Annotated in this window: 12 protein-coding genes; 10 read left to right on the top strand and 2 right to left on the bottom strand. The window is 49.9% G+C overall.

Going from position 1 to position 13,987, the window contains the following annotated elements; all coding sequences use genetic code 11:
* Positions 1 to 3 precede the first annotated feature (3 nt).
* From rpoZ to HMPREF0980_RS06315, 9 genes are all read left to right on the top strand, one after another.
* Entirely contained in the window at positions 4 to 246 is a 243-nt protein-coding gene (gene rpoZ, locus HMPREF0980_RS06355; RefSeq protein ID WP_049728239.1) for a DNA-directed RNA polymerase subunit omega, read from the top strand.
* Positions 247 to 316: 70 nt separating this feature from the next.
* Positions 317 to 1,642 carry a 30S ribosomal protein S12 methylthiotransferase RimO gene (gene rimO / locus HMPREF0980_RS06350; protein ID WP_049728238.1) on the top strand — a complete coding sequence of 442 codons (1,326 nt, stop codon included), beginning with the start codon at positions 317 to 319 and terminating at the stop codon, positions 1,640 to 1,642.
* Positions 1,639 to 2,181, top strand: a complete 543-nt coding sequence (gene pgsA / locus HMPREF0980_RS06345) for a CDP-diacylglycerol--glycerol-3-phosphate 3-phosphatidyltransferase (protein ID WP_049728237.1) — start codon at positions 1,639 to 1,641, stop codon at positions 2,179 to 2,181. Before rimO ends, pgsA begins: the two co-directional genes overlap by 4 nt.
* A 2-nt stretch (positions 2,182 to 2,183) precedes the next feature.
* Positions 2,184 to 3,431, top strand: coding sequence for a competence/damage-inducible protein A (locus HMPREF0980_RS06340; protein WP_049728236.1), 1,248 nt, complete (start codon positions 2,184 to 2,186; stop codon positions 3,429 to 3,431).
* 13 nt (positions 3,432 to 3,444) lie between these two features.
* Positions 3,445 to 4,929, top strand: a complete 1,485-nt coding sequence (locus tag HMPREF0980_RS06335; RefSeq protein WP_049728235.1) for a GNAT family N-acetyltransferase — start codon at positions 3,445 to 3,447, stop codon at positions 4,927 to 4,929.
* Positions 4,930 to 5,024: 95 nt separating this feature from the next.
* Positions 5,025 to 5,717, top strand: a complete 693-nt coding sequence (locus tag HMPREF0980_RS06330) for an iron-sulfur cluster assembly scaffold protein (protein ID WP_049728234.1) — start codon at positions 5,025 to 5,027, stop codon at positions 5,715 to 5,717.
* A gap of 57 nt (positions 5,718 to 5,774) precedes the next feature.
* Positions 5,775 to 6,785: a GGGtGRT protein gene (locus HMPREF0980_RS06325; RefSeq protein ID WP_049728233.1), complete on the top strand. Its 1,011-nt coding sequence runs from the start codon at positions 5,775 to 5,777 to the stop codon at positions 6,783 to 6,785.
* Positions 6,786 to 6,976: 191 nt separating this feature from the next.
* Positions 6,977 to 9,241 carry an ATP-binding cassette domain-containing protein gene (locus HMPREF0980_RS06320; RefSeq protein ID WP_242847347.1) on the top strand — a complete coding sequence of 755 codons (2,265 nt, stop codon included), beginning with the start codon at positions 6,977 to 6,979 and terminating at the stop codon, positions 9,239 to 9,241.
* A 222-nt stretch (positions 9,242 to 9,463) separates the two neighbouring features.
* Positions 9,464 to 10,258 (top strand): methyltransferase domain-containing protein, encoded by a 795-nt coding sequence (locus HMPREF0980_RS06315; RefSeq protein ID WP_049728232.1) that lies wholly within the window; start codon positions 9,464 to 9,466, stop codon positions 10,256 to 10,258.
* 94 nt (positions 10,259 to 10,352) lie between these two features.
* Here the strand turns inward: HMPREF0980_RS06315 and HMPREF0980_RS06310 are convergent, their stop codons facing one another.
* Both HMPREF0980_RS06310 and HMPREF0980_RS06305 read right to left on the bottom strand, forming a co-directional pair.
* Positions 10,353 to 10,895 carry a cupin domain-containing protein gene (locus tag HMPREF0980_RS06310; protein WP_049728231.1) on the bottom strand — a complete coding sequence of 181 codons (543 nt, stop codon included), beginning with the start codon at positions 10,893 to 10,895 and terminating at the stop codon, positions 10,353 to 10,355.
* Positions 10,879 to 12,126, bottom strand: a complete 1,248-nt coding sequence (locus tag HMPREF0980_RS06305) for a helix-turn-helix transcriptional regulator (RefSeq protein ID WP_049728230.1) — start codon at positions 12,124 to 12,126, stop codon at positions 10,879 to 10,881. Before HMPREF0980_RS06305 ends, HMPREF0980_RS06310 begins: the two co-directional genes overlap by 17 nt.
* 297 nt (positions 12,127 to 12,423) lie before the next feature.
* On the opposite strand from HMPREF0980_RS06305, the gene baiB reads away from it, so the two are divergent.
* The gene (gene baiB, locus HMPREF0980_RS06300; protein WP_049728229.1) at positions 12,424 to 13,968 is read left to right on the top strand and encodes a bile acid--CoA ligase BaiB; all 1,545 of its coding nucleotides are present in this window, start codon (positions 12,424 to 12,426) and stop codon (positions 13,966 to 13,968) included.
* Positions 13,969 to 13,987 lie beyond the last annotated feature (19 nt).

Genomic DNA, 13,987 nt, shown 5'->3' with positions numbered 1-13,987 from the left:
TGTATGTTACATCCATCTTACACAGATTTAATGAAAGTGGTCAACAAAGATGTAGAAGAAGGCGAGACAAAGATAGTCAACAGCCGTTATTCTATCGTCATGGCTACGGCAAAGCGGGCAAGAGAGATCATCGACGGCTCTATGCCGCTTGTAAATACGAAGAATGGAGAGAAACCTCTCTCTGTCGCAATTGACGAGCTGAACTGCGGAAAGATTACCGTTGTCGGCGAAGAGGATGACAACTAAGGAAAGAGAAAGATGAGGCAGGTGCCCGGGCGGTATCTGCCTTTCTGACTATCAATGAGGAGATCGATCTATGAACATATTGTTTATTTCTCTCGGCTGTGACAAGAATCTCGTAGATTCAGAAGTGATGCTGGGGCTTCTGGACAGGGAGGGATATCAGATTGTGGACGATGAGGCGGAAGCGGACGTCATCGTCGTAAATACGTGCTGCTTCATCCATGATGCAAAAGAGGAGAGCATCCAGACGATACTTGAAGCGGCGCAGTATAAGGAGACAGGAAGGCTGAAGGCGCTTATCGTCACCGGCTGTATGGCGCAGCGTTACCAGAAGGAGATTGTGGAAGAGATACCGGAAGTGGACGCGGTACTAGGCACGGCCTCTTATGATAAGATAGCAGAGGCTGTGAAGGAAGCGCTGGAAGGACATCCATGCATGGAGATGGAGGACATAGACGCCCTTCCTCTTGTAGATGCGAAGCGTCTCGTTACGACCGGAGGACATTATGCCTACCTTAAGATAGCGGAAGGGTGCGACAAGCACTGTACCTACTGCATCATACCGAAGATAAGGGGCAATTTCCGCAGCGTCCCGATGGAACGTCTGGTGAAAGAGGCGGAAGAGCTGGCCGGACAGGGAGTGAAAGAGCTTATTCTCGTGGCCCAGGAGACGACGCTTTACGGTAAGGATATATACGGCGAAAAGTCTCTCCACCAGCTGCTCAGGGAACTGTGCAAGATTGAGGGGCTGCGGTGGATACGGATCCTGTACTGCTATCCGGAAGAAATCTATGACGAGCTCGTACAGGTGATAAAAGAAGAAAAGAAAATCTGCCACTATCTGGATCTTCCAATCCAGCATGCCAACGATGAGATATTAAGGCGCATGGGAAGGCGTACGAGCAAGAAGCAGCTAAGGGAGGTCATCGAAACGCTGAGGGAAGAAATCCCGGACATCGCGCTAAGGACGACGCTCATCACAGGATTTCCTGGAGAGACGGATGCACAGCATGAGGAATTGATGGAATTCGTAGATGAGATGGAATTTGAGCGGCTCGGTGTATTTACGTATTCGCCGGAAGAAGATACGCCCGCTGCCGCAATGCCGGACCAGATTCCGGAAGAGAGGAAGGCAGACCGGCAGGCGGAACTGATGGAGCTTCAGCAGGATATCGTATTTGAACAGGCAGACGCGATGGTCGGCAGGAAGGTTCTCGTCATGATAGAGGGCAAGGTCGCCGATGAGAATGCATACGTCGGAAGGACGTATAAGGATGCCCCGGGTGTCGATGGGCTTATATTTATCAATACGGAAGAAGAACTGATGTCCGGAGACTTTGCCATGGCGGAAGTGACCGGTGCTTCAGAATATGATTTGATAGGAGAGTTGATATCATGAATTTACCAAATAAGCTGACTGTACTCAGAATAATTATGGTTCCGTTTTTTGTCCTCTTTATGCTGACAGATATAGGCGGGGCCGCCAACAAGTGGATTGCACTGGTGCTTTTTTGCGTTGCAAGCCTCACTGACTTGCTGGACGGAAAGATTGCCAGGGCGAGGAACCTTGTGACAAACTTCGGAAAGTTTATGGACCCTCTGGCGGACAAGCTGCTTGTCTGCTCTGCGATGATATGCCTCATCCCGCTCGGCAAGCTGGACGCGTGGATTGTCATCGTGATCATCGCCCGTGAATTCATTATCAGCGGATTCCGGCTTGTCGCCTCCGACAGTGGAATCGTCATAGCCGCAAGCTACTGGGGAAAGTTCAAGACCGTATCCCAGATGTTTATGATCATCCTGCTGATTGCGGATCTCGGCGGGGTGTTCGATATGATTGGAACTGTGCTTATATGGGTATCCTTAGTACTGACGGTTGTGTCATTGATTGATTACGTTGCAAAGAATAAGGAAGTATTAACACAGGGAGGCATGTAAACATGACAGTAGAACTGATATCAGTAGGGACGGAAATCCTGCTTGGCAATATCGTAAATACAAACGCGGCTTATCTAGCGGAAAAATGTGCGCTGCTCGGGCTGTCCTGCTATCATCAGAGCGCGGTCGGAGATAATGAGGAGAGGCTTGATGAGGCAATCAGGCTTGCGCTTTCCCGTTCGGATATCGTTATCTTAAGCGGCGGCCTCGGACCGACGAAAGACGACATTACAAAGGAAGTGACCGCAAAGGTATTTGGACGGGAAATAAAAGAAGATGCCCATACAAAAGAGCGCATACAAGAATATTTCCGCCAGGTACACAGCGGCCAGATAACGTCAAACAACTGGAAACAGGCAATGGTTCCGGAAGGTGCAATCGTGGTGGATAATCATAACGGCACGGCGCCCGGATTGATTATTGAGGAGGACGGAAAGGCCGCCATACTGCTGCCGGGCCCTCCAAATGAAATCAAGCCAATGTTCGAGCGGGATATCGCTTCCTATCTCAACAAGCTTCAGCCGGAGGGCATCTATTCCAAGATGGTTAAAATCTGTTCCATCGGAGAAAGCAAGGCAGAGACGATGGTCTCTGATCTGATGGATGCACAGTCGAACCCTACGCTGGCTCCTTACGCCAAGACGGGTGAAGTCCACTTCCGTGTGACTGCGCGGGCGAAGAATGAGGAAGAAGCAGAAGAGCTGATGAAGCCGATGGTAGAGGAACTGTTCAAACGGTTTGGGGATAAGATATATACGACGGAAGAGGAGGTGACGCTGGAAGAAGCGATTGTCGAGCTTCTGAAGGAGAAGAATCTGCTCGTGACGACGGCAGAGTCATGTACCGGAGGTCTGCTGGCCGGCCGGCTTCTGAACGTGGCAGGGGCATCTGCCGTCTATAAGGAGGGATATATCACCTATTCGAATGATGCCAAAGAACGAATTCTTGATGTGAAGAGGGAGACGTTGATGGAGTACGGGGCTGTGAGTCCGCAGACGGCATATGAGATGGCTGCGGGAGCGGCAAGGGCAGCAGGTGCGGATGCGGCACTCAGCGTAACCGGTATCGCGGGACCCGGAGGTGGGACGAAAGAAAAGCCGGTAGGCCTTGTCTATGTAGGATGCTGCGTAAAAGGGAATGTGCGTGTAGAGGAATTTTATTTTACAGGCAGCCGTGATAAGAACAGAGATTATTCTGTCGTCCGGGCGCTGACGCTGCTGAGGGAGGAACTGCTCAGATACCATTCATAAGGAGGTAAAGTATATGGATATCAGAATTCTGCAGGAACAGGAGCTCCTGCCCGCGCTTCACCTCGTGTGGAACGTGTTCGTGGAAGAGGTGGCTCCTTCCTATACGCCGGAAGGCGTGGAAGAGTTCCGGAATTATATCAAGTACGATAATATAAGTCCAATGTTCCGGAACGGAGAGCTTATCTTTTTTGGCGCGTTTGAGGACAACGGGCTGAAAGGGATCATGGCTTTCAGGCGGGATGGGCATATCAGCCTGTTTTTTGTGCGCCGGGACAGCCAGGGAAGAGGAATCGGACGAAGCCTCTGTGATGCAGTTACGGCATACTGTGCAACGGTGCTTAAAGTGGACAAAGCGACGGTGCATGCAGCGCCCGGTGCAGTCGCACATTACACCAGCTTTGGCTTTCAGGCCACAGGGGAGGAGCAAGTTGTCAACGGCATACGGTTCCTTCCTATGGAACTTGCGATTGACCAATCTGCACATCTGTCTGCGGGAAAGAGCAGGACGCCTCTTATTGTGGGAATTGCCATAGGAAGCCTGCTGCTCCTGGCCGTTCTCATATTCGGCATATATATCGCTGTGAGAGGAATCAGCAGCTATATACAGGAACGCCATACTGACGTGTATGAAGAGCCCTATGACGACAGGGACGGACATGATTACGGGGATGATTATGGCAGCCACGACTATGACGGCCATGACAGGGGAGAGCATAACTGGGATGATTTCGATGGCAGCTATGGCGAAGGAGAAGCGCTGTCCGGGCTGGAGGCTGTCCCGGCGTATGAGGCCGGCGATTTCAAATACGAGACAGAGGAAAAGGTGTATTCGTATACCGACGAAGAGAAGACATCCATGATAGTGGACTTCCAGGTCAAATATCCCCAGATTAACGGTCTTGACAAAGAAGTCGGGACGAAGGTCAACGACGCGCTGAAAGAGTGCGCCATGGAAACGGTGGATAAGATATATACGAATCCGTCGGATAGCGTGAAGGAGGGCGTTCTGGCCTCCGAATATCCGGCCCTCGTCAGCTATGTAGAGTACAAGGTCAGCTATCTCAACAATGAGTTCGTCAGCGTCATATTCCAGGATTACAGCTACCAGGGAGACAGCAGTACATATTATGTGAACCTGAGGGCCAGGAACATAAGCCTCCGGGACGGCACGGTCTATGAAGTGAAAGATATCGTGAACACGGATAAGGCTTTTATGGACGAATGGCTGGAAGGGATGAAGGATGAGGCGGATGACGATTCATTTCTTTCTGAACTGAGCCGGGCGCAGATGGAGAGCGCTCTGAAAGGAGACAGCCGGGACGGCGTGTATAGGGCAAACTTTTTTGCCGATGCAGATGGAATCGAGATAGGGTTTGATTTCAACTATAAAGCAGACGATCCGGATGACCTTGGATATGCCTGGGTGACGGCGCCGTTTGATTTCGGCGATATTAGGGAATATAAGACAAATAGCGCCTTCTGGGACGAGATTGATTAGGCAATTTGTGAATTGACGAATGTCGAAAATTATGAGAAAATAAATCCAGTATGGTGTTAAAGATATAACGATGCATATTTGAAAGGAGTTTTAAAATGATTTATTCACATGAAGTAGAAATGATGTGTCCAGTGGCTCAAGGTGCAAATCACGGACCAGCTCCGATTCCGGAAGAAGCAAAATGGGTACAGGCAAAAGAAGTGAAAGATATCTCTGGTTTGACACATGGTGTAGGCTGGTGTGCTCCACAGCAGGGGACATGCAAGCTGACATTGAATGTTAAGGAAGGCATTATCCAGGAGGCGCTCGTAGAGACTATCGGATGTTCAGGAATGACACATTCCGCAGCAATGGCGTCTGAAATCCTCCCGGGCAAGACTATTTTAGAAGCGCTGAACACAGACCTTGTCTGTGATGCAATCAATACAGCTATGAGAGAATTGTTCCTGCAGATCGTATACGGAAGAACACAGAGCGCTTTCTCAGAAGACGGGCTTCCGGTAGGAGCAGGCCTGGAAGACCTTGGAAAAGGACTCCGTTCCCAGGTCGGCACGATGTACGGTACATTGGCAAAAGGTCCTCGTTACCTTGAGATGGCAGAGGGATATGTAACAGGTATCGCGTTGGATGACAACGACGAAATTATCGGCTACCAGTTCGTAAGCCTTGGCAAGCTTACAGACTTTATCAAAGCCGGCGACACTCCGAATGATGCCTGGGAAAAGGCAAAAGGCCAGTACGGACGTGTAGCGGAAGCTGCCAAGATCATAGACCCACGTAAGGAGTGATAGCTGCTTATCACAAATACATATCGGTAACAGAGAATAAATCAGGAGGACAAGTAAATGGCTTTATTTGAATCATATGAAAGAAGAATTGATAAAATCAATGAAGTATTAAACAGCTATGGCATTGCTTCAATTGAAGAAGCAGAAAAGATTACGAAAGATGCCGGGCTTGATGTATATAACCAGGTGAAAGGAATCCAGCCAATCTGCTTTGAAAATGCATGCTGGGCGTACATCACAGGCGCAGCAATTGCAATCAAGAAGGGCTGCAGGACAGCGGCGGAGGCGGCTGCGGCAATCGGAGAGGGGCTTCAGGCATTCTGTATCCCAGGGTCGGTAGCTGACCAGCGTAAGGTTGGACTTGGGCACGGCAACTTGGGAAAGATGCTTCTCGAAGAAGATACAGACTGCTTTGCATTCCTTGCAGGCCATGAATCATTTGCGGCTGCAGAAGGTGCCATCGGTATCGCTGAGAAGGCGAACAAAGTCCGCCAGAAACCGCTTCGTGTCATCTTGAACGGACTTGGGAAAGACGCTGCTAAGATTATTTCCAGAATCAATGGATTTACATATGTGCAGACGGATTATGACTATTATACAGGTGAACTGAAAGAAGTACAGCGGATTGCATATTCAGACGGACTTCGTTCCAAAGTAAACTGTTATGGAGCCAACGATGTGCGGGAAGGTGTCGCAATCATGCACAAAGAGGGTGTTGACGTGTCTATCACAGGCAACTCCACAAACCCGACACGTTTCCAGCATCCGGTTGCAGGTACATATAAGAAAGAATGTATCGAGCAGGGCAAGAAATACTTCTCAGTTGCATCCGGCGGCGGTACAGGGCGTACGCTTCATCCGGACAACATGGCTGCAGGACCGGCTTCTTACGGTATGACAGACACGCTCGGCAGAATGCATTCTGACGCACAGTTTGCAGGTTCTTCTTCCGTACCGGCCCACGTAGAGATGATGGGGCTTATCGGAGCAGGAAACAATCCGATGGTCGGAATGACAGTAGCCGTTGCGGTCGGGATTGAGGAGAGCGCGAAAGCGGGAAAGTTCTAAGAGAATCGTAATTTTATATTGCTTTATTACCAAGCCAGCGCCTCATGCGCTGGCTTATGTGTTTTTTAGTATTAAGTATGATTATCTCAAGGAGGAAAGACAAAACATTGCAAGAAATGTCAGGAATGGCCTCTCTTCCTGTGCTATAATGAATATGAAATGCATATTTAAGTCCAAAGGAGAGAATGTCAATGGAAAATCCAATGAGGCAGACGACGGATATTATCGTGCGAGGTCTTACTCAGAATAATCTGAAGCATGTTACATTTCATATACCAAAGGAGAAGATTACGGTATTTACCGGAGTATCCGGCTCGGGCAAATCGAGTATCGTATTTGATACGATCGCGGCAGAGTCGCAGCGGCAGATGAATGCCACTTATCCGGCATTCGTGCGGTCAAGGCTGCCCAAGCATCCGAAGCCGGCGGTAGAACAGATCGACAACCTGACGGCTTCTGTGGTGGTAGACCAGTCCCCTCTGGGAGGGAATGCCCGTTCTACGGTAGGAACGATCAGCGGCCTGTATTCCAGCCTCCGGCTGCTTTTTTCAAGAATCGGAAAGCCTTATGCAGGGACAGCCTCCTACTTTTCCTTTAACGACCCGAACGGAATGTGCAAGACGTGTTCCGGACTCGGCAGAATTACGAAAGTCGATATATCCTCTATACTAGATATGGAAAAATCGTGGAACGAGGGATGTGTCAAAGATTCCCTGTACAGGCCGGGCTCCTGGTATTGGAGGCAGTATGCCCAGTCAGGGCTGTTCGATCTGGACAAGCTGGTAAAGGAGTATACGGACGAAGAATATAACCTGCTGCTTTACGGCGCCCGGGATGGGAAGGGGGAGCCGGAACATCCGAAAGTGACCGGCTTATACCATAAATACACGAAAACGCTGCTGAACAGGGATATCAGCAGCAAGAGCAGGCACACCCGGGAGAAATCGCAGAACCTGATTGTTGAGATAGAGTGTACTGACTGTCATGGCAAGAGGCTGAACGAAGCAGCATTAAGTTGTAAAATAGACGGCTATTCAATCGCGGACATGTGCGGGATGGAGCTGACGCAGCTCAGGCAAGTCCTTTCCGAAATAGAGGATGCTACGGTAGGCGTACTGGTACAGACGATGATAGAAGGACTGGACAGAATGATAGAGATTGGGCTTCCTTACCTCCACCTCAACCGCGAGACTCCTTCCCTGTCCGGAGGGGAGGCGCAGCGGCTCAAACTTGTGCGGTATATGGGCAGCAGCCTGACCGGGATGACCTATATCTTTGATGAGCCGAGTGCAGGGATGCACCCCCGCGACGTCTACCGTATGAACAATCTGCTTCGGCAGCTTCGCGATAAAGGAAATACGGTCCTTGTGGTGGAACACGACAAGGATGTCATATCCATCGCAGACTATGTGATTGACGTTGGGCCGCAAGCAGGACAAGAGGGCGGAGAGATCGTATTTGCCGGCAGTTATCCCGAATTGCTGGATTCCGGAACCCTGACGGGGAAGGCGATGCGCCAGTCTCTCCCGGTCAAGCAGGTTCCCCGCCGGCCGACGGGCAGCCTGCCGGTCCGTGGTGCCTGCCTCCACAATCTAAGGAACGTAGATGTGGATATACCGCTTGGTATTATGACAGTTGTAACCGGCGTGGCCGGCTCGGGAAAGAGCACGCTGATATCCAAGGTATTTGCCAGACAGTACGAAAGCGGTGTCGTGATGGTGGACCAGGGGCCGATTACAGCAACGAACCGTTCCACTCCGGCTTCCTTTCTTGGCTTCTTTGATGAGATACGTAAGCTGCTGGCACAAGAAAGCGGCAAGGAGGAGGGGCTGTTCAGCTTCAACTCCAAAGGTGGCTGCCCGGTATGCGGCGGCAGGGGAGTCATCGTGACAGAACTTGCATACATGGATCCTGTCGTTACAGAGTGTGAGGCATGCGGCGGCGTGCGCTATAACGAAGAAGCGCTTGCCTGTACTTACAAAGGGAAAAATATCGTGGAACTGCTGGCTCTGACGGCTTCACAGGCACTGGAAGTGTTCGAGGACGTTAAGATCAGGAAACGGCTGAAAGTGATGCAGCAGGTAGGGCTGTCGTACCTGACGTTGGGCCAGCCTCTCAGTACGTTGTCCGGCGGTGAGCGCCAGAGAATCAAGCTGGCTAAGAACCTGAGTAAAAAAGGCAGCATTATTGTGATGGATGAGCCGACGACAGGGCTGCATATGTCCGATATCCAGAATCTGCTGAAGCTGTTCGATATGATCGTGTCCCGTGGAAATACCCTCGTGGTAATCGAACACAATCTGGATGTGATGAAGCAGGCGGACTGGATCATCGATATCGGCCCCGATGGGGGGAACTGCGGAGGGGAGGTCGTATTTACCGGAACGCCGGCAGATATGATTAAGAGCGGGACGACACTAACTGCAGACAGCCTGCGGGCCTCATGTTCCGGTTAAGGCAGTATGCAGGAGATGGCACTGAGACAAGTTGGCATGCAGGATGTGCATGATAATTGAGGAAAGGTGGTGGAAATATGGCTGTTATAAGACCTCCCTGCTAGAGGCAGGCAAGGGCACGGGCTCCTCCATGGCATAGCAGTATGCCTTATTGAACAATAGCAGTTCGATAAGTATAACTTTTAACGACACTGACAACATATAAGATGGAGGATAAGACGTATGAGTATAGATAATAGCATTACAGAACAGAAGCTGGCTGGAGCGCTGACGGCAGAGACGACGGAACTGATTCCATATCTGCCGTATCTGCTGCAGGATCTGTGGGAGCTAGGAAGCAGTCCCGCCGATATGATACGGCTGGTGAAGGAAAATATTAAGACCAGCAGCGAGACGCAAGTGATTGACCTGGGCTGTGGAAAAGGCGCGGTAACGGTATCTCTGTGCAGGGAACTGGGCGTCAGAGCGAAGGGGATCGATCTGCTCCCGGAGTTCATAGAAGTGGCCAGAGAGAAGGCGAAGGAATTCGGCGTAGAGCATCTGTGTGAATTTGCAGTACAGGATATCAATGTGTCCGTCAGCAGCCTGTCTGGATATGATATTGCGGTTCTGGGCGCGGTCGGTGACGTATTGGGCGATCCGGCAGAGACATTAGGCAAGCTGAAGAAGGTCGTCCGAAGCAACGGATATATCCTGATAGACGAGGCTTTCCTGGAGGGCGAACAGAAAGATGTGAGATACCAGAATTATGAGTATCTGACAAAGGCGCAGTGGAAGAACATATTCCAGGAGGCAGGCGTAGAGATGGTTGCGGAACTGACGTACCAGGATAGCCCAGAAGCCGATGAGACAAATGATTATAACAACAGGATGATTCGAAGAAGGACGGAGGAACTGTCCGAACGATATCCGGATAAAAGACGGATGTTTGAAGGTTATGTAAAGAGCCAGGAAGAAGAATGCGATGACCTGAACGGCGTCATATCAGGAGTCACCTGGCTTCTGAAGCTTCTGTAGGAAGGGTTAGTTTCATAACAGAACACAAAAGCCCCGCGGCACGGTGAATACCGTGCCGCGGGGCTTTTTGCGTACGGAAGGCATATTTGGCTTCTCATTTCTTCCACAGGTCATTATTGTGCGTCTTCTGCATAATACCCATCAGCTTCATACAGAGAAAAAATTCCGTCTCTCCGCCCTGGTGCTTATGCTTTGCGGTAACGGCGACGAGTTCGTCCAGAATCAATTCCGTACGCGTCAGCATCCTGCCGTCCAGCAGACAGGAGATAGGGTCTACATTGAGCCTGAGCTCGTATAGCCGGTAATACGGATTTGCCGCCATATACAGGAACGTATCATAGCTCAGCCTGCACTTCGTGAGTTCCAGCGGCATCCCGCCAGGCTGTATCTGATAATAGTGGTATGTACCAAGGACCATGAGCAGGCCTCTTTGGACCGGGTACTCCCTCGTGTTTATTATAATCTTACCCTGTCCGCCTCTGACGTACAGAAGGGTGATACCACTGTTGTTCTTGAGGACGCTTGTATTGGCCACTGTTTTGTTCACCGCTGTGATCGGAAACTGAAATTCCTTTTTAGAATAATAAGGCGAACTGGCGAACAGCGGCAGGTAGTTGATATTATTTTTCTTTCCCATTTTGATTTTTCCCTCCACGGTTCCTTTCCCTGTATTCGCTTGGGGCCATGTCATATATTCTTTTAAATGTTCTTGTAAAGGAGCGGCTGCAGTTAAATCCGACATGAACCGCGATATCCACGATGGGCAGATCTGTTGTAAGGAGAAGTGCCTCCGCATGTCTGATACGCGTCAGTATGGCCAGATCTTTGTAATGGGAACTGAAATTTTCGTAGACCAGATCCCGGATTACGCTTTCTGATATGAATAGCTTTTTGGAAGTCTCCTTAATATCTACCGGTTCGGAGTAGCTTGAATAAGAGTAGTTGAGCACTTCCATCAGCGTAGTATTCATAATCATTCCACGATACACGCCATGACCGTCGTTGAGCAGCAGCTTCCTGTATTCGATTGGCGTCGTCCCCATATATTTTTTGAAGATACGGTAGAAAGCCACATCGGAAGGGAAGCCGCTGTGGGCGGCCACATAGGATAGCGACATGCCGTCATAGAGCAGTGCGATAGAGGCGATATTCACCCTCACACGGTTGAGGAACTGGGAGAAGCTGTATCCGCTGATCGTACGCAGCTCCCGGTTCAGCGCCGCCGCGGTCGACCCGAAGTAGGAGGCGACACCCTGGGCGGTTATGTCCTCTGCAAAATGTGCGCTTATGTACAGGGCGGCTTTCCAGCCAAGCGGCCGCTCCGGAGGGCAATCCGGGCGGTGCTGCTTCAGGCTGTGATGGATAAAAAAATTAGAAAATTGGCCAAGTATAGCCACTTTAATAAGAGAACTGCCAGGGTCGAAGCAGGAATCTTCCTCTTCAAACTCATAAAATAATTCCTCAATCTTTTCCAGTCTGTTCCCGTCCAGATAGATGATGGGGGGAGCATCGATAATAGCGTCTACCGTGTCAGGTGCAGGTTCATGAAAAGTCAGGAAAGAGGACAGCGGATAATCATATACACATACGCTGAGCTTGAGGGGGTGGACGGATTCCGCCTTGATCGTAAAGGTGTGATATGACTGCAGCCAGACGAAAGAACCACGTTTCATAGGGAAAGTGACGCCATTGATGGTTATCGTCCCGCCACCGTCCGTGACTAATATGAAAGTAGATTCATTCTCCGATATAGGTGGTGTAATATCGCTGATGCAGTGCTTCTGGAGACGCAGATATTTGTCCTTTCCTGCAAAAAAAGAATGGACAGGCCTGCCGCAGATTGCTTTCGGTTTTATGGCTTCATTCATCGGTTTCTCTCCTTTTTGAGTATATTTTACTGATAGATGCCGCATAATTGGAGATTTAATGCAAATTTAATAGTATTATAACATGGTTTGTCCGCAGTTGAGTTACATTTTATTGGCAAAAGTGAATCTCTGAGGTTGTAATTCATCACGCTATTATCCAATGTCATGCAGTATGAAAATGTTAAAGTTATATCAAAGGAGGGGCAAGGGTTTAAGAGGATATAGATAATGAAATGAGGAGGGGTTAGATATATGAAGTCATAATCAACAAAACCTTGCTCCAAAGGAGAGAGAAATATGGACTTGATGGGTGATTTTTTTAACAAGTTTAATCTGGGGACATCGGATTTTGTCACGCCCGGGAAACAGCTTCAGTATATCTCGAAACATAAGGCTTATACGACTGCCATCATCTACATAGACAAAGACGAGTCAGTCTCGGAGATTACATGGAAGCAGCTGCATACCCGTTCCAACCAGCTTGCCTGGATGTTGAAAGATTCTGGCATCAAAGAAGGCTCTGTCGTAATGGTGGCGTTTCCTAATTCAATCGAGCATATCATAGCCGCGTACGCTATCTGGAAAGCCGGGGCCTGTTATATGCCCATCTCGAGCAAGACGGCAGAATCAGAGCTTGCAGAGATATGTGAAGTCATATCCCTGTCCGGAGCCTTCACTGACTTCGACGTACCTGATGTGAAGTTCCGCGTGGCTTCCAAGGAGATGTACAAAGTGATGGAACAGTATCCGGAAAAGACGCTTCCCGACGTGAAGGCCGATCCGAATATGATATCCCTGTCCGGGGGGACGAGCGGAAAGCTGAAGTTCATCCGGCAGAATATGCCAAGTGGAATGACGGACGGCATGCTCCAGAGCTTTTTCGCGATGTCAGGTATGGACTTTGAAATGCGGCAGCTGCTTGTAGGACCGCTGTTCCACGGTGCTCCCCACTCAACCGCATTCAACGGGCTCTTTGCCGGAAACATGCTCGTGATAACGCGCAACCTCTGTCCGGACAATATCGTAAAGCTGATCAAAGAATACAAAATCGAATACATACAGATGGTTCCGACACTTATGAACCGCATCAGCAAGCTGCCCGGCATCCGGAAAGAGGATTTTGAAACGATTAAAGTATTGAACCATACAGGAGGGTACTGCGCACCCTATCTGAAACGGAAATGGATAGAACTGCTGGCGCCGGAAAAGGTATACGAAATGTATTCCATGACGGAAGTGATCGGGATGACGTGCATCCGGGGAGATGACTGGCTTAAGCATCCGGGAAGTGTCGGACTTCCGGTGGGAGGCGGGCAGATATCTATCCGGGACGAGAGCGGAAAGGAACTGCCGCCATACGAACTGGGGGACATATATATGACTTCTCCGGGGGAATGTTTTGTCACAGAATATATGAACCATGAGCCGCTCGAAGTGAGCGACGGAGGCTTCCGAAGCGTAGGAGATATCGGATATGTGGACGAGGAGGGATATCTGTACTTTTCTGACCGCCGCAGCGATATGCTTGTCATCGGCGGGGAAAATGTATATGCGGCGGAAGTGGAAGCCGCACTCGTAAGGCACCGCAAAGTGATAGATGCGGTTGTTATCGGGATACCAGACGAGGAATGGGGCAGACGGCTGCACGCCGTTGTCGAAGTGGCGGATAAGATTCCGGCAGAGGAGCTCCGGTCATTTCTTGGCCAGTATCTGTCCCCGTATAAGATACCAGGCACGTTCGAGTACGTCAATACGATAAGAAGAGGGGACAATGGAAAGGCGGACCGGAAGAGGATCCTGAGTGAATGCCTGGAAAGAGAACAGTGCCTCTGCGGGAGTTAAACGGGTTACACAAAAAATT

Source organism: Dorea sp. D27, assembly GCF_001185345.1.
GTDB lineage: Bacteria > Bacillota > Clostridia > Lachnospirales > Lachnospiraceae > Extibacter.
Note: the sequence above shows the minus strand (reverse complement) of the source record. Positions and strands in the feature narration are given on the sequence as shown.

What these genes read in the sequence shown, in the direction of transcription:
- rpoZ (WP_049728239.1), top strand. Translation starts at nt 4, where the DNA reads ATGTTACATCCATCTTACACAGATTTAATGAAAGTGGTCAACAAAGAT.
- rimO (WP_049728238.1), top strand. Translation starts at nt 317, where the DNA reads ATGAACATATTGTTTATTTCTCTCGGCTGTGACAAGAATCTCGTAGAT.
- pgsA (WP_049728237.1), top strand. Translation starts at nt 1,639, where the DNA reads ATGAATTTACCAAATAAGCTGACTGTACTCAGAATAATTATGGTTCCG.
- HMPREF0980_RS06340 (WP_049728236.1), top strand. Translation starts at nt 2,184, where the DNA reads ATGACAGTAGAACTGATATCAGTAGGGACGGAAATCCTGCTTGGCAAT.
- HMPREF0980_RS06335 (WP_049728235.1), top strand. Translation starts at nt 3,445, where the DNA reads ATGGATATCAGAATTCTGCAGGAACAGGAGCTCCTGCCCGCGCTTCAC.
- HMPREF0980_RS06330 (WP_049728234.1), top strand. Translation starts at nt 5,025, where the DNA reads ATGATTTATTCACATGAAGTAGAAATGATGTGTCCAGTGGCTCAAGGT.
- HMPREF0980_RS06325 (WP_049728233.1), top strand. Translation starts at nt 5,775, where the DNA reads ATGGCTTTATTTGAATCATATGAAAGAAGAATTGATAAAATCAATGAA.
- HMPREF0980_RS06320 (WP_242847347.1), top strand. Translation starts at nt 6,977, where the DNA reads ATGGAAAATCCAATGAGGCAGACGACGGATATTATCGTGCGAGGTCTT.
- HMPREF0980_RS06315 (WP_049728232.1), top strand. Translation starts at nt 9,464, where the DNA reads ATGAGTATAGATAATAGCATTACAGAACAGAAGCTGGCTGGAGCGCTG.
- HMPREF0980_RS06310 (WP_049728231.1), bottom strand. Translation starts at nt 10,895, where the DNA reads ATGGGAAAGAAAAATAATATCAACTACCTGCCGCTGTTCGCCAGTTCG.
- HMPREF0980_RS06305 (WP_049728230.1), bottom strand. Translation starts at nt 12,126, where the DNA reads ATGAATGAAGCCATAAAACCGAAAGCAATCTGCGGCAGGCCTGTCCAT.
- baiB (WP_049728229.1), top strand. Translation starts at nt 12,424, where the DNA reads ATGGACTTGATGGGTGATTTTTTTAACAAGTTTAATCTGGGGACATCG.